The sequence below is a fragment of the Streptosporangium sp. NPDC002524 genome (genome assembly GCF_040295985.1).
GTDB lineage: Bacteria > Actinomycetota > Actinomycetes > Streptosporangiales > Streptosporangiaceae > Streptosporangium.
Map to the genome: position 1 here is coordinate 319,118 of NZ_JBEOWK010000007.1, position 18,365 is coordinate 337,482.

The following is an 18,365-nucleotide window of genomic DNA, read 5'->3' on the forward strand; positions in this document are numbered from 1 at the left end:
GACGTCAGGCTGAGCAGGCCCGTCGCCGGGACCGTTCCGGACGCGTCAGGCTGAACAGGCCCGTCGCCGGGACGTCAGGCCGGGGGAGACCGTCGCCGGACCCGTACCGGATATGTCAGACCGAGCAGGCCCGTCGCCGGGACCGTCTCGGATACGTCGGCAGGGGGGCGTCACCGGGACCGTCTCCGGAAGGTCAGGCCGAGTAGGCCCTGGCCTGGAGGCCGTAGAGGTCGGCGTAGAGGCCGTCGAGGACCATGAGCTCGTCGTGGGTGCCGTGCTCGACGACCTTGCCGTGGTCGAGGACGTAGATCCGGTCGGCGTAGCGGACGCTCGCCAGCCGGTGGGTGATCAGCAGCACGGTGCGCCCGTCGGCGTGCCGCCGGATGCGTTCGAACAGGGCGTGCTCGGCGCGGGCGTCTAGTGCGGCGGTGGGCTCGTCGCAGATGAGCAGCGGGGCGTCCCGGTGGAAGCCGCGGGCCACCGCGATCCGCTGCCACTGGCCGCCGGACAGCTCGTGGCCGTCCTTGAAACGCCGGTCGAGCAGGGTGCTGTAGCCGTGCGGCAGCTCGGCCACCACCTGGTCGGCGCCCGCGACCTCGGCCGCCGCGACGAGCGCGGGCTCCCCCTTGTCGGTGCCCATGCTGATGTTGTAGCGGGCGGTCAGCGGCCAGCGCGTGTGGTCCTGGGCGATGACCGCGATGCGGTCGCGCAGCTCGTCGGGGTCGACGTCCGCCAGGTCCGTGTCGTCCCAGCTGACCCGGCCGCCGTCCGGTTCGTACAGGCCGGACAGGATCTTGGCCAGCGTGGTCTTGCCCGAGCCGTTCTCCCCGACGAGGGCGATCACCTCGCCCCTGCCGATGGTCACCGTGAGCCCCTGGAGCGCCGGGCTCGCGGAGCCCGGGTAGGTGAAGACGACGTCCTCGGCGGTGATGCGCTCGAAGCTCTCCGGCGCCGTCGCCGGGCGCCCGGCGGGCAGCCTGCCCTCGGCCTCGGAGCAGAAGTCGAGGAAGTCGGTGAAGTACAGGCCCTCCTCGTAGAGGCGGTTCGTGGCGTACATCATGTTGGCCAGATAGGTCTGGCCCGAACGGATCGCCAGCACGGCGGTGCCCGCGACCGCCAGGGGGACCGCGCCCACCGCGAGCAGCACGCCCAGGGCGACGTAGACCATGGCGGTGCCGACGCCGCCCAGCGCCTCGCCGACGACCCGCGCGAGGACCTGCCGCCGGGCCAGGCCGAGCATGACGGCCTGCTCGGCCGTCGCCACCGCGTCGTACATCCGCATCAGGAAGCCGCGCATGGTGAACGAGCGCACCTCCGCGGCCGGATCGCGGTCCGCGAGCAGCTCCGCGATGATCCACTTACGGCGCCTGGCCGGGATCAGGGCGTACATCGTCGTGTAGCGCATGCGCGCCGAGCGGACCGCCGCCCACGCGTCGGGGAGCACCGCCAGCACCAGCAGCGGCAGCAGGACCGGGTGGAGCACCCCCAGCACGCCCGCCGCGGCGACGATGCCGATGATCGCCGTCAGCGTGTTGATGGCCGTGCCCACCACCTCGTCCGCGACGGCGACCCCGCGCGACCTGGCCCGCTGGAGCGCGTCGTGGAAGTCGGGGTCGTCGAAGGCCGCGAGGCCGACCCGGCTGGTCAGCCCGTACAGGCGCTCCTCGGCGATCCGGCCCACCTGGGGTTCGAGCCGCGACTGCGCCCAGCCCGCGCCCGCCTGCGTGAGGGTACGCAGGGCGGCGGCCACCCCCACCAGGATCAGGCTGGGCAGGGCGGCCCGCACCCGGTCGGGCGTCGGCCCCGCCTCGAACAGCGCCGACAGCACCCCGGTCGTGGCGAGCAGCCCGAACGCGGTGAACGCCCCGCTCAGCAGGCTCAGGGTGATCGCGATCGCGGTGTCGCGGGGACTGGCGGCCCACGCCAGCCTGACGGCCTGCGACACCAGTGCCGGAAGCCTGCGGGCGATGGTCAGGAAGCCGACCTTCGCCATCTTGTCGGTGTGGGCGTACCAGCCGGAGACGCTGATCTCACCTATCTCGGGGACCGGGTCGGCGGGGGAGTCTGTCATGCGAGCAGTGTGAGTCGCCGCACCGGCGATGGCCATCGGATGAGCGCCGGATGGCCGTGGGCGGTCACGCCGGGGCAGGCTAATCCATAGGCCGGAAAAGGCCTAAGACTGGGCATGGTTCGGTAATTGATGTCACACTTTCTGTGACGGTTCTACCCGCGACCTCTCCTAAGAGCCGATGACCCATGACCCCGCACACGCCTCCCTCACCGGAGGCAACCTCCCCCTCGAACCCAACGGCTTCGTGGGGCGCGAAGCCGACGTGGAAGAGCTCACCGACCTGCTGGGCGTCGCCCGGGTGGTGACGCTCTGCGGGGCGGGCGGCATCGGCAAGAGCAGGCTCGCGGTCCGGGTCGCCGGCCAGGTGGCGGGGGAGTTCCCCGGCGGGGTCTGGCTCGTCGAGCTGGCCGACGCGGTGCGCGGCGACCAGATCGAGCCCAGGGTGGCCGCCGTGCTCGGGGTGAAGGCCGAGCCGTCCCGCGCGCTGGCCGACACCCTGATCGACGCGCTCGGCGACCGGCGGCTGCTGCTGGTGATGGACAACTGCGAGTCGCTCATCGAGGAGTCCGCGCGGTTCTGCCGCGCCGTGCTCACCGTCTGCCCCGACGTACGCGTGCTCACGACCAGCCGCGAGCCGCTGCGGGTGGCGGGGGAGACCGTGTGGCGGGTGCCGCCGCTCACCCTGCCCAGGAGCGACGGCCACGACCTGGGCACCAGCGAGGGCGTGCGGCTCTTCCTCGGCACCAGCGAGGCGGTGCGCCTCTTCGCCGACCGCGCCACCGCCGCCTCGCGGGCCTTCTCCGTCACCGAGCAGAACGCGGCCGACATCGCCGGGCTCTGCGAGGCCCTCGACGGGATGCCGCTCGCCATCGAGCTCGCCGCCGCCCTGTGCCGGGTGCTGACCGTGGAGCAGATCAACGCCAGGATCCGCGACAGGTTCCGGCTGCTGTCCGCGGGAGACAGGACGGCCCCGGCCAGGCAGCAGACGCTCAGGGCGACCGTCGACTGGAGCTACCAGCAGCTCAACGAGCCCGAGCGGATCCTGCTGCGCCGCCTCGCGGTCTTCACCGGCGGGTGGACGCTCGACATGGCCGAGCAGGTCTGCGCGGGCAACGCGCTGTGGGCGGAGGACGTCCTGGGGGTGCTCTGCGACCTGGTCGACAAGTCGCTGGTCCTGGCCGACGCCGAGGTGGCGGGCGAGACGCGCTACCGCATGCTGGAGACGATCCGCGAGTACGCCACCGAGCAGCTCGACGCCTCGGGCGAGGAGCCCGAGTTCCGGCGGCTGCACCGCGACCACATGATCGAGTTCGCTGCCCGGATCCACCGGACGATCGTCCGGTGCCCCCGCCCGGCCTGGACCGAGATCTGCCCGATGCTGGTCCTGCTGGACGAGCTCCAGGCCAACGTGTGGGCGGCGGTGCGCTGGTCGGTCGAGTCCGCGGGCGACCCCGAGAGCGCGCTGCGCCTCCTCGTCCTGCTGCGCTGGCCGATCATCGCCGGGGGCAGGTTCACCCCCGCCGACAAGTGGCTCGACCGCCTGCTCGGCGCCGACCCCGACGAGCTGACGCCGTGCGTGCGCGGCGACGCGCTCGCGCTGCGCGGGCAGGTGGCCTTCGGGCAGGGCGACCCCGACACCGCGCAGATCGCCTGCGCCGCCGCGGTCGACCTGTGCCGCGAGGCGGGCCTGTACGGACCGCTCAGCGGCGCGCTCGCCGTCCTCGCCTGGGTCGCCATCTACCAGCGGCGCCCCGAGCGGGCCAGGTCCCTGCTGGACGACGCGCTGGAGGCCGTGGGCACGATCGACGACCCCTGGCACGAGACGGTCATCCGGTCCATGGAGGGCACGTTCGCACTGTCGGAGGGCAGGGCGAAGGAGTCGCAGCGGTCCTTCGAGGCCGCGCTCGCCATCGCCCACGAGCTCGACAACCACTGGGCCGCGCCGGTCGCCCTCATCGGCCTCGCCCAGGTCGCCTGGCTGCGCGGCGACCTGGCGGAGGCCCGCGCCCACTACGAGCGCGCCCTCGACATGCTCCAGGACATCACCGCCCACTGGCAGGCCATCACCTGCCTGTCGGGGCTGGGCCGGATCGCGCTCGCCCAGGGAGACCTCGCCGCCGCGCGGGGCAGGCTGATCGAGAGCCTGCGGCTCTGCATCGGGACCGGCCAGCGGCTCGGCGTGGCCCGCCGCATCGAGACGCTCGCGCAGCTCGCGCTCGCCGAGGAGGACGACCGCCGGGCGGTGCGCCTGGCCGGGGCCTCCGCCGCGATCAGGAGCGCGATGAGCGGCGCCGTGCTGCCCCCCGGGTTCGGGGCGCGGATGGAGGAGCTGCTCCAGCCCGCCCGGGTACGCCTCGGCGACGCGCTGGTCGCGCAGCTGTGGGCGCACGGCCAGGAGATGTCCCAGGAGCAGGCGGTCCGCTACGCCCTGCAGTTCGACGAGCCGTACGAGACGCCCCTGCTGCTCGGCAAGCAGGCCGTCGCCCCCATGACCACGCTCACCTGCCGCGAATGGGAGATCGCCGAGCTGATCGCGAGGGGAATGAGCAACAAGGCCATCGCCGACGAGCTGGTGATCAGCCCCGCCACGGCGGCCCGGCACGTCGCCAACATCCTGGCCAAGCTCGGCTTCTCCTCACGCACGCAGGTCGCCACCTGGGTCATCGAACAGAACCGCGCCTAGCGGGCGCGACCCGCTCACCGGGCTCATCCGGCTCACCCGGCTCACCCGGCTCACCCGGTTCGTCCGGTTCGTCCGGCGCCGGTGAGTTCTACATACTCCGGGCTACACATTCGCGGGTGTGAAGATACATCCCGGGATACGCAGTCCGGAGCATGTGTCATGCCCGCCGCGCACCGTACGTTTTCCTGGTGTTCGACCGATGACGTCCAGCCTTCCGCACCGTGCCGGTCACTGTTCCGGTCGGGACGGCAGGTCCACACCATCCCGGGCGTCTCGGTCGAGCACGCTGCGGACGTCGCGTGTCCCCGTTGATGGCCGAGGTCTCCTCGGAGGGGTGGGGGCCTGGGCCATGGGTCATGCGACAGCGGGCTCGAGTCGCGCAGGGCTCGGGCCCGCCCGGCGTTCTCCTGGTTTCTCCCGTGGTCGCGGCGCAGGGGGCCGCTGATTGGGCACCGTCCCAAGGGGCGTCGGGGCCGGTGGAGCGGGGACCGTCCCAAGGGGCGTCGGAGCGGTGGACCGGGGGCCGTCCGAGAGGCACGGGGACTAGTGGAGTGGGGACCGTCCGAGCGGGGCCGGGATCAGTGGATCGGGGGCTGTCTGAAAGGCGCCGGGACTAGTAGATGGGGGCTGTCCGAGAGGCGTCAGGACTAGTGGACCGGGGACCGTCCGAGGGGCGTCGGGGCTTGTGAGCCGGGTGTCGGACTCGTGGGGCGGGCACCGTCCGGGAGGCAGGGGGGCGAATACACAATCATCTACATACATCTGCGGATGCCCGCGTGGATCGAGCGGCCCTACCGTCGGCGGAATGAGACCCACCTCTCCGTCCACCAGCTGCACCCTCACCGAAGCGGTGTTCGGCTACGCGCACGGTCGAGGTGACCGGCCCGCCCTGATCGACCTCGGCGCCGGAGTGGTGTACGGCTACCGCCGGCTGGCCGCGGAGGTGACGCGGGGAGCTTCGGGCCTGGTGAGGCGGGGTGCCCGGCGACGCCAGGTGGCCGGGATCCACGTCGACAGCGCGGTGGCCCAGACGCTTGCGGTGCACACGGTCATCGCGGCGGGCGGGGTGGCGGCGCCGATCACCTCCGGATGCGAGGAGATGGCCGACCTGCTCGCCGAGTGGGACGCTCGGCTGCTCATCACCACCCCGCGCCTCGCTGACGCGTCGTTGCGGGCCGTGGAGGACTCGCGGGTCCGGCAGGTGATCGCGTTCGGCCAGGCCCGCGACACCGTCGACTTCGCCGACCTGCTGCTCCTGGAGCCCGTCCCGCTGCCCTTCCTCGACCCGGCGGTGCAGCCCGCCCTCCTGATCGACGACGGGGGCGTGCTCACCCACCACGACCTGATCGTGCGGATGAACGTCCTCGACGAGGGCGCCGAGCTGGGGAAGTCCGACGTCCTCCTGGTGACCTGGCCCCTGCGGTGCAGCCTGGCCATGACGACCCTGATCGGGCTGGCACTGATGCGCGGCTCCCTCGTCGTCGTGGCCCCCGGCCTCTCGCCCGACGAGCTGTCGGCGACCATCCACGACTTCGGCATCACCGTCGTGGCGCTGTCCGACGGGGCGGTCCAGCGCGTCTGAGGAGTTCGCCGAGCCTTGTCCGGCGGGGCGGTGGTCCAGCGCGTCCGGCGTGTCCGGCGCGTCCGGGGTGGCCGGGGTGTCTCCCGATCCTGTCCGGCAGGGCGGTCCAGTAGCGCCCAGGGCGTCCTTCGGTCCTGTCCGGCGGGGCGGTCCAGCCGCGCCCGGGGTGTCCCTCGGCCCCGCCCCCGGCCCCTTCCGGCGGGGCCGTCCAGCACGTACGAGGTGTCCCGGACCGTGTTCCCGGTGTGTTCGAGCCGTCTCGTGGAACCCTGGAGGACGGCGGTGGCCGCGCGTCCCCGGATCTTCGCGGGACGGTGGTCCCCGTGTGTCGCCGGGGTCTTGGGAGGCGGTTGACCAGGGCCTTTTACCTGGGCAGATGCGTGTCCGGCGGCGTGTGCTCCCGTCCCGTGGGTAGTTAACGACCAGCATGGTCTGCAAAAGGGGATCGTTCTCATGGCGCGCATTCTGATCACCGGCTCCACCGACGGCCTCGGGCTCATGGCCGCCCGGCTGCTGGCTCACGACGGGCACGGCGTCACGCTGCACGCGCGCAACGACACCCGCGCCGACGACGCGCGCGACGCGCTGCCGGAGGCGGAGGCCGTCCTCGTCGGAGACCTGACCACCATCGAGGGGATGCGGTCCGTGGCGGCCCAGGCCGACGAGCGGGACCGCTACGACGCGATCATCCACAACGCCGCCGTCGGATACCGGGAGCCGAGCAGGATCGAGACCGCCGACGGCCTGTCCCACGTGTTCGCGGTCAACGTGCTCGCCCCGTACCTGCTCACGGCACTCATCACCCCGCCCGCCCGGCTGGTCTACCTCAGCTCCGGCATGCATCGCGGCGGGGACCCCAAGCTGGACGACCTCCAGTGGAGCACTCGAAACTGGGACGGCTCGCGGGCGTACGCCGACAGCAAGCTGCTGGACGTCGTCCTGGCGTTCGCGGTCGCCCGCCGATGGCCGGACGTGCTGTCCAACGCGCTCGAACCCGGCTGGGTCCCGACGAAGATGGGAGGGCCGGGCGCGCCCGACGACCTCTCGCTGGGCCCCGTGACGCAGGTGTGGCTGGCCACGAGCCAGGACCCCGAGGCCACCGTGACCGGCGGCTACTTCCACCACCAGGAGCCGCGTTTCGCCCACCCCGCCGCGCGGTCGCCCGAGGTGCAGGACGGCCTCCTCGACGCGTGCGCCCAGCTGACCGGCGTCCCGCTCCCGTCGCACACGACCTGAGCGCGTCGTCACGGCCGGAACCGGTGGCACCGTCCCCGGCCGGCTCTCGCGGTTCCACGACCTCGCGGCCTCCGGAGGGCTGAACCGGACGAGGCCCGCGGACGTCTTACGATCATGCGATTGGCCGCCCTCCCGCTCCTCCCGCTCCTCGTCGCGCTGACCGCCTGCGGCGCGCCCGCGACCGTGGCACGGAGTACGGGCGCACCGGCGGCCCCGGCCCCCGCGTCGACCGGGACCGGGACCGGGACCGGGACCGGGAAGAAGACAGGGGCCGGAACCGGGTGTGCTCCGGCCCCCTCCGTGAAGCTGAGCACCAAACCGTTCCGGCAGATGATCTTCGACTACGCCCCCCTCCCCGACCCGGAGGGGCTCGCGGCGAAGGTGCCGCTGGTCGTCGCGGGCACCGTCGAGGACTTCGTGCCGGGACCGGTCGTCGAGGAGGGATTCCCCGGGGACCGTGTGCACTACGTGTTGATGCCGGTGCGGGTGACCGAGCGGTTCAAAGGGCGGGCCGGGGACCTGGTCCACGTGAAGGTGTTCCAGGGCGGGCTGAGGGGCGGGAAACCGATCAACTCGGTGGCCGACTTCGGGCGGGCGGTGCCCCGGGGCACCTGGATCCTGCTGTTCGCCTATCCGGACACCCGCGCGGGGACCGTGGTCAAGGACCGCGCGGCCCTGCCGGCCCGGACACCGATCTACGCGGCCCACCCGCAGGGGATGCTCCTCGGCAGCGGCCTGAAGGTGGTCGGGGGAATGGAGGAGGTCGATCCGGCCTCCCGCTGGGGCGATCCCTGCGGCCTGGACGGCATCGCCACGCGGCTACGCGCCGCCGGGTATCGCGGTGCTCCCTGAAGCGGTGCTCTCTGAAGCGATGCTCCCTGAACGGATGCTCTCCGAAGCGGTGCTCCCCGAAGTGGTGCTCCCCTGAGGCGGTGTGCTCTCCTAGGGGGTGCTTTCCAGACTGGTGTCCCCCGAAGCGGTGCCCCTCGAAGCGGTCCTTTCCGAAGCGGTGCTTTCCGAAGTGGTGCCCCCTGGAGCGAGGTTCCTTGAGTCTGCGCTCCCGGCGTTCCGGCTTCGTGTCACGGGGAGGAGGCCCGGCTTCTCAAGGCCGGAGGTCCGAGGGGCTGACCAGGGAGTCGCCCAGCGCGGTGCGGTGGTACAGGACGCCCCGGCCGGTGCGGCTCCCGGTGACCAGGCCCGCCCTGCGCAGGGCGGAGATGTGGCCGCCCACGGTGCCCAGGCTCAGCTCCAGCAGGGTGACGAGCTGGGTGGTGGTCGCCGGGGTCGCCAGCTCCAGCAGGAGGCGGCTCCTGGTCCTGCCGATCAGCCCGGCCAGGCCGTCCGGCGTCTCGGGCGGGATGCCGGTGCCCCGGGCCGGGTAGCTGATCGCGTACGGCCAGTGATTCTCCAGGTAGGAGCCGACCCCGATGGGGAACACGGTCGGGATGAAGAGCAGCCCGCGCCCGCCGAGCCGGTAGGCCTCGTCCGCGTCCCTGGAGAGCACCTCGATGACGCCGTCGGGGCGCCAGCGGACCCGGGGGGTGAGGTCGTCGAGCGCCGCCGCCCAGCCGTAGGTCGCCAGGCGGCCCGCCCGCTGGACCACGTCCCGCTCAAGGATCGCGTGGAAGCGCGGCCACGCGGGGGAGACGATCTCCTCCCAGATCGCGGTGAGCGCCTCGGCGAACAGCCGTACGACGTCCGGTGAGGACAGCACGTCCCCGACGGAGTCCGGGAGGCGCGGCATCCCCTCCAGGTTCCTGGCGATCTCGGCGTGCGCCCGCGCCGCCGGGGTGGCGCGCACCACCGCGATCTCCGCCTCGAACGGCGTGTTCACCCCGGCCGGCGGCGGCGCGGGGAAGTCGGCGTTGTAGCGCCGCTCGCGGAACAGCGCCACCATGGCCCCCAGCCCGGGGTGCGTGAGCAGCAGTCTCCCGTACGGCTCCCGCATCCTCCCCGCCCACGCCCGCCACTCCCCGGCCTCCCTCCTGGCGGAGAGGATCCAGAGCGCGTGGTGGGTCACGATGAGCGGGGAGATGGCGAACCTGCTGGCCATGATGTCGTGCGGGGTGACCTCGATGCGGAGTACCACTGAGCGACCTTTCGGATATATCCGAAAGCTTAGCCAGGTGTCCTGCCGTCTTCCAGCATCGTCCCCATGACCACACAAGAGCGCGGCGCGACCTACACGGAGGTCTTCGCGAGCCGGGAGTTCCGTGTCCTGTTCGGCGGCTTCACCCTCCTGGTGGCGGGGGACCAGGTCAAGATGCTGGCCCTGTCGGCGCTGGTCTACGCGCGGACCGGCTCGCCGGGGTTGTCGGCGGCGACGTACATGGCGGGCTTCCTGCCGTACATCGTCGGCGGGACGTTCCTGCTCTCGCTGGCCGACCGGATCCGGCCGCGTGCGCTGATGGTCGCCGGTGAGCTGGTACGGGTGGTGACCTGCCTGCTCCTGGCCTTCGCCGGGCTGCCCGTCTGGGCGATGCTCGCCCTGGTCCTGGCCACCGGGCTGTTCTCGCCGGTCTTCGGGGCGGCGCGCAGCGCCCTCCTGCCCGACCTGCTGCCGGGTGACGCGTTCGTCCTGGCCAGGTCCGTGCTGAACGTGACCTCCGCCGGGGCCCAGATCGGCGGCCTGGCGGCGGGCGGCGCCATCCTCGCCCTCGCGGGCCCTGCGGGGGCGCTCGCCGTCACCGCCGCGCTGTCCGCCCTGGCGGCCGTGGTGCTGCGCTACGGCCTGCCCGACTTCCCCGCCAGGAACGCGGGGAACGCGGACGCCGCGAACCCGAAGGGGGAGGGTGCCGTACGGGAGACGCTGCGGGTCAACCGGGCCCTGCTGGCGGACCCCCGGGTACGCGGCCTGTTGCTCGCGCAGTGGCTGCCGGTCTCGCTCGTGGTGGGCGCCGAGGCGATGATGGTCCCCTACCTGGGGAACGCCGCCGGGTTCGCGCTCGCCGCCGCCTCCGTCGGCCTGGCGGCCGGGAGCTTCGTCGTCGGCCGGTTCGTCTCGCCCACCGGGAGGGAACGGCTGGCGTTTCCCCTCGCGGTCGTGTCGGGCGTTCCCCTGTTCGCCTTCGCCCTCCAGCCGGGGCTCGCCGGAGCCGCGCTGGTCGTGATGCTCTCCGCGGCGGCGTCGACCGCCTGCCAGCTGGGGTTGCAGCGGTGGTTCGTGGACGCGGTGCCCGAACCGGTCAGGGGCCAGGCGTTCGGCCTGGCCTCGGCGGGGATGATGACCGGCCAGGCCCTGGGCGGCGCCCTGGTCGGGGTCGCCGCCGAGGTGACCTCCCCGCACATGGCCGTCGTCCTCACGGGAGCCGCGACCGTCGTCTCCTCCCTCCTCCTGCACCGGTCGCTGAGAGCGGGTGCGCGGCGGCCCGCGTGACGACGTCCGCCCGAGGGCCGGGTACGGTCCCGTCCGCGAACCCGGCACTCTTGGGGTCCTCGGGGTACTCGGGGTCCTCGGCCGGGGCTCAGCGGCGGTGGCCGGACCACTCGCGCGAGGTGCGGACGCGCAGGCGGCCGTAGTCGATCTCCCCGGTGATCCGGACGTGCAGCCCGCCCGGACGTGCGCGGCCGGGCAGCGGGCAGGTCACGCTGCCCCATCCAATGCGTACCCCGTCGACGTTCGCGGTCGCGCCGGGCGGCAGGATGATCGTGGCGGAGCCGTAGGGGAGCCGGATCTCGATGTCGATCTCCGGATACCGTACGACGGCCTCGGACAGGTCGAGCCGCACCCCGCCGTACTCGGACTCGACCCGCAGCAGGCGCGGGACCTCCCAGGCGCCCGACCGCTTGATGCGTCCGCCCGTGGTCGTCAGCTGGAGTACGTCGTCCGGGGTGTCCGGGCCGTGCGGGGTGTCCGGGGCGTTCGGGTCGTCCGGCAGGTCGGCGACCAGCGGCAGCAGGTCGCCGTGGGACTTCGCCGTGAGCGCGCGTTCGAGCCGTTCCTCCATCTCGCCGGGGCCGAGGCGGCCGTCGGCGAACGCCTGCTGGAGCTGGCGCACGACCCTGTCGCGTTCTCCGTCGGAGACGCGTATCCGCGGTTCCATCTGCGTCCTCATCTGCCTTTCTTCGCCGAGGCGGGTCACTGGCTGACCGCCCTCTTGTACAGCCGGATGGACAGGGGCACGAACACGACCAGGAGCAGGGCCGACCAGAGCAGCGTCGCCGGGACCGCGTGCTGGAGCGGCCAGGCGCTGGGCGCCGGCATGGCCGTGTTGGTGTTGCCGAAGAGCTCGCGGGCGGCCTGGACGACCGTGGAGACCGGGTTCCACTCGGCGACGACCTGCAGCGGTCCGGGCAGGCGCGTGCTGTCGACGAAGGCGTTGGACAGGAAGACCAGCGGCATCGACACGATGGTGGCGATGTTGTTGAAGACCTCGGGCTTGCGCAGGGCGAGCGCGACCGTCGCGGTCACCCACGAGAACGCGTACGAGAACAGCAGGAGCAGCAGGAAGCCCAGCACGGCCTGGAGCGGCCCCGAGTGGATGCGCCAGCCGACGACCAGCCCGACGAGGGCCATCGCGACGATGCTGCTCACGTTCATGAGGACGTCGCTGGAGGTCTGGCCGGTCAGCACCGCCGACGGGGACATGGGCAGCGTGCGGAACCGGTCGAAGATGCCCTTCTGCAGGTCCTGGGTGAGCGTGTAGCCGGTGATCTGCGCGCTCGTCACGATCGTCTGGACGAAGATCCCGGGAATCATGTACTCCTGGTACGACATGCCCGGTAACGCCATCATGCTGCCGAAGACGTACGCGAACAGCAGCACGAACACGATCGGGAGGATGATCACGCCGCCCAGCAGGTCGGGCGCTCGCTTGATCTTGAGGACGTTGCGCCTGGTGATCGTCATGCCGTCGGCGATCGCCATCTGGAGGGTGTTCATCGGGTGGGCTCCTTCGTCGTGGTGAGTTCTCCGGCCTGGTGTCCGGTGAGGTTCAGGAACACCTCGTCCAGCGTCGGCCGCCGCAGCCCGGCGTCGCGCACGGCGACGCGTTCGGCGGCCAGGTGGCCCAAGGCCTTGGTGAGCGAGGCCGCGCCGTCGCTGACCGGGATCGTCAGCTGGAGCGCGACGGCGTCGACCCGCATCTCCCCCACGGAGAGAGGGGCCAGCGTGCGCCGTACGACGTCCAGGTCGGCGGCGCTGGTCACGGTCAGCTCGATGCGGTCGCCGCCGACCTGGTCCTTGAGCTCGTCGGCGCTGCCGAGCGCGATCACGCGGCCGTGGTCGACCACCGCGATCGTCTTCGCCAGCCGGTCGGCCTCCTCCAGATACTGCGTGGTGAGCAGCACGGTGGTGCCGTCGGCGACGAGCTCGGAGATGACGTCCCACAGGCCCGCGCGGGCCCGGGGGTCGAGGCCGGTGGTGGGTTCGTCGAGGAACAGCACCGGCGGGTCGGCGACCAGCGCCCCGGCCAGGTCGAGGCGGCGTCGCATGCCGCCTGAGTACCCCTGTACGGGGCGGTCGGCGGCCTCGGCCAGGCCGAAGCGTTCCAGCAGCTCGCGGGCCCGCTGCCTGCTGCGCTTGACGCCGAGGTGGTAGAGGCGGCCGACCATCTCCAGGTTCTCGGCGCCGGTGAGGTGGTCGTCGACGGCGGCGTACTGGCCGGAGGCGCCGATGTGGGCGCGCAGCCGGTGCGCGTCGGCGACGACGTCGAACCCGGCGACCGTGGCGCGGCCGGAGTCCGGTTTCAGCAGGGTAGTCAGGATCCGTACGGACGTGGTCTTTCCCGCGCCGTTGGGGCCGAGCAGGCCGAAGACCGTGCCCTGGGGGACGGACAGGTCCAGCCCGTCGAGGGCGACGACGTCGCCGTACTTCTTGACCAGCCCTTCGGCTGTGATCGCGGGGGGCATGCGGCTTTCTCCTTCGTTCTCGTGTTCTGAGGGGATGAGGGCATGACGGGGTAGGGAGATGGCGAAATGGACGGGATGGGCGGGATGAGGGTGTGACGGGGTAGCGGGCGGTCGCCTGGCGGCCGTCCGTTGCGTTGGTCAGGTGGGGTTAGATGTCGAGGTCCTCCACAACGGGACGCTCGGCCATGTCGGCGATCAGGTCGTAGAACTCGTCCGGGACCTTGCCGCGCAGCTCCTGGAAGGTGTTCACGACCTCGAGCGTGGCCTCGCCCTGGACGAAGCCCCAGGTCGAGTCGGCCAGGCCGAGATAGGTCCGCCAGGCGCCGCGGGAGAGAAGCCCCTCCAGCCAGTTGTCGGCCCCCGACGTCAGGCTGTCCGTCCAGTCGGGCGAGCGGTCAACGTGCAGGACGTATTTGTTCTTGCGGGAGCGGTAGACCCGGAACATCTCCACCCGGCTGCCCGTCGTGCGTCCCCACTCGCCGAGCAGCACCCCGGAGAAACGCTGCTTGCGGCCCGTACCGCCCTGGCCGACCTGCACGATGATCTCTTCGTAGCCCTCCTGGCGGCCTTCCTCCATCTCGACGTAGCGCCGCAGCGCCACGCTGATCGCCGTCGACAACTTGCCTCCGGCGAGCTCCTGCGCCCGCTGGAACAGGGGCAGATCCTCGTCGGAGACGTAGATCGTTTTATTGGGCATCGTTCCATCCTCATCCCGTATACGTATAAGGCTACGTATAGAGTGAGGCGCACGGCAAGACCCTTTGGAAATTTCGCGTTATGTCGCGTCTTCTTGCGGGTTGATCGCCGCTTTGGAGGGGGATCGGCCCAGGTGGATCAGGTGTCGTGGCGGGTGAGGAATCGTGGCCCCTCGCGGGAGTGGAGGACCTCCGCGACGCCCGCGTCTATTGCTACCTCACCGCGTTGCGACCCCTCGCAGGGGTGATGAGGAGGGGTGGACGGCGGGCAGGACACGGCAAACGCGCAGATGTTGAGGCCCCTCGTAAGGGTGATGAGGACTGCCTGGGCTTAAGTCAGGGTGTCGAACTCGCCGTTCTTGACGCCGCCGATGAAGGCCCGCCACCCGCCAGCGGTGAAGGCCAGGCGGGGGCCGTTGGGGTTCTTCGAGTCACGCACCGCGTACGCGCGGTCGTGTCGCTCGTTTCCGCCCTTCGAGATCACGGCGACCTCGACGCAATTTTGTCCGTTCCCGCTTCGCGAGCTCTTGCGCCATACTTCGCCGGACGGCTCTGGCACGGACATCACATCTCCTAGCATCAGGTTTTCAATCCAGGTCGAAAACGCCGAACTTGACATCGCTGACGAAGGTCTCCCACTGATTTGATGTGAAAATCAGAGCCGGACCGCTTTTGTCCTTGCTGTCGCGTACGCCGATGTTTCCCTGTGGCAGCATGGCGACTTCCACGCAGTTGTTTTGTCCGTCGCTTCGGCTGCTCTTGCGCCAGATCGCATCTGATAAATCGAACTTATTCATGGATCCCTGCCGCTTGAGAGATGAGGTTCTTTGATTCCTGCTCGTCGAGCGCCGTGTTCCAGATAGCGTCGAAGGCGACGTCGTAGCGTTCGATTTCGCTTTCTTTGTCCAGGTACAGTGCGCCCGTGAAGCCGTCCACGTAGACGGTTGGCGGCTCTGTGTCCTTCCCGTCGCTGCTCGTCGGGAATCGTAGTGTGACGAACGATCCAGACATGACGCCAGGATGCAGCCCACGGCTGAAGGGAATCACCCTGATGGTGACGTTGGCCAGCTCGCTGACCTCTACCAGATGGACGAGCTGACGCGCCATCAGCTTTTCGCCGCCGATCGGACGGCGCAGGATGGATTCGTCCAAGACCACGCGCAGCGCCGGAGGATCGGTCGCCCTGGTGAGCAGCGATTGCCGGGCGATGCGTACGTGCACGCGGCGCTCGATTTCGCCCTCTTTTAAATCGGGGTTGTCGGTGCGAATCAGCGTCCCGGCATAGTCGGCGGTTTGGAGCAGGCCGGGAACCAGGTCTGTTTGATACCAGGCCAGGTGTGATGCCGCTTCCTCCAGCCCGATGTAGAGGTCGAAGCCTTCTGGAATCACGTCACCATACGCGTGCCACCAGCCGCGATTCTTGGTTTCCTTGGCCAGGCCCATCAGTGCTTGTGTGAGATCGGCCGGTGCGCCGTAGATCTTGCACATCGTTTCGACGTCGAGGGATCGCAACGACGTTTGACCGGTCTCGATTCGCCAGATCTTGGCCTCCGACCACTCCAGCTTGGAGGCGGCCAACCTGACCGTAAATCGTGATTGCATGCGCAGATCGCGTAAGTATCGCCCCAATTGTCGGCGTGGCACCGTCGAGCCTGTCACACCTTCTGGCATCACTTGCCCTCTCGCCGTGGAGTGCTTCTCACATCCGGAATGAAAGCACTCATGCTTTCGCTTCGCAATGCCGATCGCTGCATCAAGGACTCGTAGTGAAGTCTTGCAGATCGAGGCTTCGGGATGCTTGACTCTGGTTACGCAGAGCAGTGATTGCAAACGCTCCGTAAATGCGTAGATGGCGGAGCTGTGTCGCATTTAGGCACCTTCTGAACCGTCCGAGCGAAAGAGGGAGTCGTGAGTCCTCGCGATACGCAGCAAGAGCAGTACGTTCACCTGGTGAAACTCGGTTGGGACCTGCGGCGGCTCGGGGTTTCCAGTTCGTTGGTCGTTCCGGCGGCCGGGGCGCCGGTGCTGGAGGTCATGGCCACCGGTGGGGTACGGGTGCGGGTCCAGGTGACCCGCCGCGCGTGTGGGTGGGCCTTCGTCTGGAGGCCGTGGTGGTCGGTGATCTGGCGGCGCGGTGAGTGGGTCTCGGCGGGGGCCGACAACGCGGCCGACATGATCGCGTCGGCGGTGGCCGCATGAGCGCGCCGGAGCGGACCGGCCACGGCGCGATGGTCGCGGTGATCAGGCGCTGGGACGGGCTGCGCGTCGTGGGGCAGCGCGATTTTCACGGGGTCGCGCGGTCGGCGGGGGCCGCTCGCAGGTGGGTGGTGGAGCTGCTGAGCGGCCACGCGCCCGCAGAGCTGCTGGAGACGGTCGAACTGCTGGTCAGCGAGGTGGTGACGAACGCCGTGCTGCACAGCGACTCGGCCGGGCCCGATGGGCTGGTGACGGTCTGCGTGGGTCTCGGCCGCGATCTGATCCACGTCGAGGTGATCGACGACGGCTCGGCCGTCAACGTGCCCGAGGTGCGCGCGACCGACGACGAGAGCCTCAGCGGGCGCGGCCTGAGCTGGGTGAACCTGCTGGCGAGTGCCTGGGGCAGCGGCGAGGACGGGAGAGGCGGGGCGGTCTGGTTCCAGCTCGTGAACTATCACGCGTCAGGATCCGCTTCCCGCCCCTCCACTCCCTCCACGTGAGGTTCTCCACTCCCTCCACGTGAGGTTCTCGAAAACGAAGATCCGGTTTTCGCCACTCCAGGTTCAACCCAGGCCGCTGGTCAGAGTTCGACGCTCTCGCCGGGATTGAGGCGCCGGATGTCGGCGCCGAGCTTCTCGGCCTCGCCGGCGAGTACGCCCTCCAGCACCTTGACGCCCCACTCGTTGATCAATCCGTCGTGGATCGCGTACGCGCGCCGGGGTGCCGTCGTCCGCAGGTAGGCGATCATGTCCGGAACCGTCATCCAGGGGGCCTGGCCGGGCACCAGCAGTGTCGGCACGTCGACGACGGTCAGCGCGTCGCCCGGGTGGAGGACCTCCCCGTCGACGACGAATCCCACGTTGTCCACCGGAGGCACGTCGGGATGGCTGAAATGGTGTTTCTCTCCCACGACGGTCACCTCGAAGCCCGCGATCGGCAGCACGTCGCCCTCGCGTACGACCCGTACGCGGTCGCCCAGCTCGGTCAGGTGCCGGGCCACGCCGGGGCAGGTGTGGACTATGAGACGCGGGTCCTCGGCGACGGCCGCGCGCAGACGCTCGGGTTCGAAGTGGTCGAAGTGCTCGTGCGTGACGAGCACGGCCTCGGCGCCGGTGATGGCGTCGGCCTCCGGGGTCATCGCACCGGGGTCGATGACGATGCTCCGGCCGTTCTTCTCCAGTCGCACGCACGCGTGTCCGTACTTAGTGATTTTTATCGTCATGCGTCCCATGCTGTTCGCCCCGCCGCGTCTTCTTGATCGGATCCGCCAGGGGCGAACGAGCGGACCGGTGCGACGGGCGGGCGAGGAGGCCGGTGATCAGGACTTCGAGGGTCTCGCGGAGGGCCGTGGTGAAGTCCAGCCGCATGGCGGCCAGTGACGGGTCGGCCTCGTAGGCGGCCAGCATCGCGGCGGCCGGGCGTGAGTGGGTCCATATGGCGCCGGTCACCATGATGGTGGCGGCGGTGAACCTCATCGCGTCGTGCTCGCCCAGCTCGCGTACGTGTTCGCGGATCAGTCCGCTCAGGGTGACGGCGTTGGCGACGGCGGCGCGCTTGTACTGCGCGGCGACCAGCGGGGAGACGTTGTGCTCCAGCACCGCGGCCTGGGCGGCGGCCAGGTCGCACAGGACTGGGCGGTCCGCCAGCGTGGCCGCGAGCGTGGCGGCCACCCGGTCGCCGCGCTCGTACGGCGTGCCGGTGCCGGTGCCGAGCGCGGCGGTGAGCGCGCCGTCGAGGTGCTCCAGCCATTCCCGCGAGGCCACGTCGAGCAGTTCGAGCAGCACGGCCTCGCGGGACTCGAAGTAGCGCAGCACGTTCGACTTGGCCAGGCCGACGCGCCGGCTCAGCTCGTTGAGGCTCACCTGTGCCACCGGCATCTCGGCCAGCATCGCGGCGGCGGTGTCCAGGATCGCCTGCCTGCGCATCGCGCGCTGCTCCTCGCTGCGGGCGCGCTGGAAGGTCGTCATCCCCGCAGTCTACAGACCGGCGGTCCCTTGTTAAGAGACCGGCAGTCTGCTAGCGTTCACAACAACAGACCGTCAGTCTTTAAAA

18 protein-coding genes are annotated in these 18,365 nt (G+C 70.6%); 7 read left to right on the plus strand and 11 right to left on the minus strand.

Features of this window, described 5'->3' with window-relative positions; genetic code table 11:
- Positions 1 to 193: 193 nt before the first annotated feature.
- Complete coding sequence (locus ABT053_RS14945) at positions 194 to 2,071, minus strand: ABC transporter ATP-binding protein (RefSeq protein WP_350969553.1); 1,878 nt, start codon at positions 2,069 to 2,071, stop codon at positions 194 to 196.
- A gap of 178 nt (positions 2,072 to 2,249) precedes the next feature.
- Here ABT053_RS14945 and ABT053_RS14950 point away from each other — a divergent pair, with 178 nt between their 5' ends.
- The 4 genes from ABT053_RS14950 (at position 2,250) to ABT053_RS14965 (ending at position 8,424) form a co-directional block, all read left to right on the plus strand.
- Positions 2,250 to 4,754 carry a tetratricopeptide repeat protein gene (locus tag ABT053_RS14950; protein ID WP_350969554.1) on the plus strand — a complete coding sequence of 835 codons (2,505 nt, stop codon included), beginning with the start codon at positions 2,250 to 2,252 and terminating at the stop codon, positions 4,752 to 4,754.
- A gap of 805 nt (positions 4,755 to 5,559) precedes the next feature.
- A complete protein-coding gene (locus ABT053_RS14955) occupies positions 5,560 to 6,336 on the plus strand; it encodes an AMP-binding protein (protein WP_350969555.1) in 777 nt (258 codons plus the stop codon).
- A 453-nt stretch (positions 6,337 to 6,789) separates the two neighbouring features.
- Positions 6,790 to 7,572, plus strand: a complete 783-nt coding sequence (locus ABT053_RS14960) for an SDR family NAD(P)-dependent oxidoreductase (protein WP_350969556.1) — start codon at positions 6,790 to 6,792, stop codon at positions 7,570 to 7,572.
- Positions 7,573 to 7,872: 300 nt separating this feature from the next.
- The gene (locus tag ABT053_RS14965) at positions 7,873 to 8,424 is read left to right on the plus strand and encodes a hypothetical protein (RefSeq protein ID WP_350969557.1); all 552 of its coding nucleotides are present in this window, start codon (positions 7,873 to 7,875) and stop codon (positions 8,422 to 8,424) included.
- A gap of 250 nt (positions 8,425 to 8,674) precedes the next feature.
- On the opposite strand, the gene ABT053_RS14970 is transcribed toward ABT053_RS14965, so the two are convergent.
- A complete protein-coding gene (locus tag ABT053_RS14970) occupies positions 8,675 to 9,661 on the minus strand; it encodes an ArsR/SmtB family transcription factor (protein ID WP_350969558.1) in 987 nt (328 codons plus the stop codon).
- Positions 9,662 to 9,727: 66 nt separating this feature from the next.
- On the opposite strand from ABT053_RS14970, the gene ABT053_RS14975 reads away from it, so the two are divergent.
- Entirely contained in the window at positions 9,728 to 10,948 is a 1,221-nt protein-coding gene (locus ABT053_RS14975; protein WP_350969559.1) for an MFS transporter, read from the plus strand.
- 88 nt (positions 10,949 to 11,036) lie between these two features.
- Here ABT053_RS14975 and ABT053_RS14980 read toward each other — a convergent pair whose 3' ends face one another.
- The 7 genes from ABT053_RS14980 to ABT053_RS15010 all read right to left on the minus strand — a co-directional run bounded on the left by ABT053_RS14980 (position 11,037) and on the right by ABT053_RS15010 (position 15,986).
- Entirely contained in the window at positions 11,037 to 11,615 is a 579-nt protein-coding gene (locus ABT053_RS14980; RefSeq protein WP_350969560.1) for a DUF1707 SHOCT-like domain-containing protein, read from the minus strand.
- Positions 11,616 to 11,650: 35 nt separating this feature from the next.
- Positions 11,651 to 12,454: an ABC transporter permease gene (locus ABT053_RS14985; protein ID WP_350969561.1), complete on the minus strand. Its 804-nt coding sequence runs from the start codon at positions 12,452 to 12,454 to the stop codon at positions 11,651 to 11,653.
- On the minus strand, positions 12,451 to 13,422 hold the full coding sequence (locus ABT053_RS14990) for an ATP-binding cassette domain-containing protein (RefSeq protein WP_350969562.1): 972 nt from the start codon (positions 13,420 to 13,422) through the stop codon (positions 12,451 to 12,453). Before ABT053_RS14990 ends, ABT053_RS14985 begins: the two co-directional genes overlap by 4 nt.
- A 148-nt stretch (positions 13,423 to 13,570) precedes the next feature.
- Positions 13,571 to 14,119 carry an EXLDI protein gene (locus tag ABT053_RS14995; protein WP_350969563.1) on the minus strand — a complete coding sequence of 183 codons (549 nt, stop codon included), beginning with the start codon at positions 14,117 to 14,119 and terminating at the stop codon, positions 13,571 to 13,573.
- Between the two features lie 329 nt (positions 14,120 to 14,448).
- Complete coding sequence (locus tag ABT053_RS15000; RefSeq protein ID WP_350969564.1) at positions 14,449 to 14,682, minus strand: DUF397 domain-containing protein; 234 nt, start codon at positions 14,680 to 14,682, stop codon at positions 14,449 to 14,451.
- Between the two features lie 22 nt (positions 14,683 to 14,704).
- Positions 14,705 to 14,914, minus strand: a complete 210-nt coding sequence (locus ABT053_RS15005) for a DUF397 domain-containing protein (RefSeq protein WP_350969565.1) — start codon at positions 14,912 to 14,914, stop codon at positions 14,705 to 14,707.
- Positions 14,907 to 15,986: a helix-turn-helix domain-containing protein gene (locus tag ABT053_RS15010; protein ID WP_350969566.1), complete on the minus strand. Its 1,080-nt coding sequence runs from the start codon at positions 15,984 to 15,986 to the stop codon at positions 14,907 to 14,909. The genes ABT053_RS15005 and ABT053_RS15010 overlap by 8 nt, the downstream gene beginning before the upstream one ends.
- 81 nt (positions 15,987 to 16,067) lie before the next feature.
- Here ABT053_RS15010 and ABT053_RS15015 point away from each other — a divergent pair, with 81 nt between their 5' ends.
- Together ABT053_RS15015 and ABT053_RS15020 are read left to right on the plus strand one after the other, a co-directional pair.
- Complete coding sequence (locus ABT053_RS15015; protein ID WP_350969567.1) at positions 16,068 to 16,316, plus strand: hypothetical protein; 249 nt, start codon at positions 16,068 to 16,070, stop codon at positions 16,314 to 16,316.
- On the plus strand, positions 16,313 to 16,813 hold the full coding sequence (locus ABT053_RS15020; protein ID WP_350969568.1) for an ATP-binding protein: 501 nt from the start codon (positions 16,313 to 16,315) through the stop codon (positions 16,811 to 16,813). Before ABT053_RS15015 ends, ABT053_RS15020 begins: the two co-directional genes overlap by 4 nt.
- An 80-nt stretch (positions 16,814 to 16,893) precedes the next feature.
- Here ABT053_RS15020 and ABT053_RS15025 read toward each other — a convergent pair whose 3' ends face one another.
- A complete protein-coding gene (locus ABT053_RS15025; RefSeq protein ID WP_350969569.1) occupies positions 16,894 to 17,535 on the minus strand; it encodes an MBL fold metallo-hydrolase in 642 nt (213 codons plus the stop codon).
- Positions 17,516 to 18,280, minus strand: coding sequence for a TetR/AcrR family transcriptional regulator (locus ABT053_RS15030; RefSeq protein ID WP_350969570.1), 765 nt, complete (start codon positions 18,278 to 18,280; stop codon positions 17,516 to 17,518). Before ABT053_RS15030 ends, ABT053_RS15025 begins: the two co-directional genes overlap by 20 nt.
- Between the last annotated feature and the right edge of the window lie 85 nt (positions 18,281 to 18,365).

Excerpts from the sequence above, each read along its gene's own strand:
- ABT053_RS14945 (WP_350969553.1), bottom strand. The coding sequence starts at position 2,071 with ATGACAGACTCCCCCGCCGACCCGGTCCCCGAGATAGGTGAGATCAGC.
- ABT053_RS14950 (WP_350969554.1), top strand. The coding sequence starts at position 2,250 with ATGACCCATGACCCCGCACACGCCTCCCTCACCGGAGGCAACCTCCCC.
- ABT053_RS14955 (WP_350969555.1), top strand. The coding sequence starts at position 5,560 with ATGAGACCCACCTCTCCGTCCACCAGCTGCACCCTCACCGAAGCGGTG.
- ABT053_RS14960 (WP_350969556.1), top strand. The coding sequence starts at position 6,790 with ATGGCGCGCATTCTGATCACCGGCTCCACCGACGGCCTCGGGCTCATG.
- ABT053_RS14975 (WP_350969559.1), top strand. The coding sequence starts at position 9,728 with ATGACCACACAAGAGCGCGGCGCGACCTACACGGAGGTCTTCGCGAGC.
- ABT053_RS14980 (WP_350969560.1), bottom strand. The coding sequence starts at position 11,615 with ATGGAACCGCGGATACGCGTCTCCGACGGAGAACGCGACAGGGTCGTG.
- ABT053_RS14985 (WP_350969561.1), bottom strand. The coding sequence starts at position 12,454 with ATGAACACCCTCCAGATGGCGATCGCCGACGGCATGACGATCACCAGG.
- ABT053_RS14990 (WP_350969562.1), bottom strand. The coding sequence starts at position 13,422 with ATGCCCCCCGCGATCACAGCCGAAGGGCTGGTCAAGAAGTACGGCGAC.
- ABT053_RS14995 (WP_350969563.1), bottom strand. The coding sequence starts at position 14,119 with ATGCCCAATAAAACGATCTACGTCTCCGACGAGGATCTGCCCCTGTTC.
- ABT053_RS15000 (WP_350969564.1), bottom strand. The coding sequence starts at position 14,682 with ATGTCCGTGCCAGAGCCGTCCGGCGAAGTATGGCGCAAGAGCTCGCGA.
- ABT053_RS15005 (WP_350969565.1), bottom strand. The coding sequence starts at position 14,914 with ATGAATAAGTTCGATTTATCAGATGCGATCTGGCGCAAGAGCAGCCGA.
- ABT053_RS15010 (WP_350969566.1), bottom strand. The coding sequence starts at position 15,986 with ATGCGACACAGCTCCGCCATCTACGCATTTACGGAGCGTTTGCAATCA.
- ABT053_RS15020 (WP_350969568.1), top strand. The coding sequence starts at position 16,313 with ATGAGCGCGCCGGAGCGGACCGGCCACGGCGCGATGGTCGCGGTGATC.
- ABT053_RS15025 (WP_350969569.1), bottom strand. The coding sequence starts at position 17,535 with ATGACGATAAAAATCACTAAGTACGGACACGCGTGCGTGCGACTGGAG.
- ABT053_RS15030 (WP_350969570.1), bottom strand. The coding sequence starts at position 18,280 with ATGACGACCTTCCAGCGCGCCCGCAGCGAGGAGCAGCGCGCGATGCGC.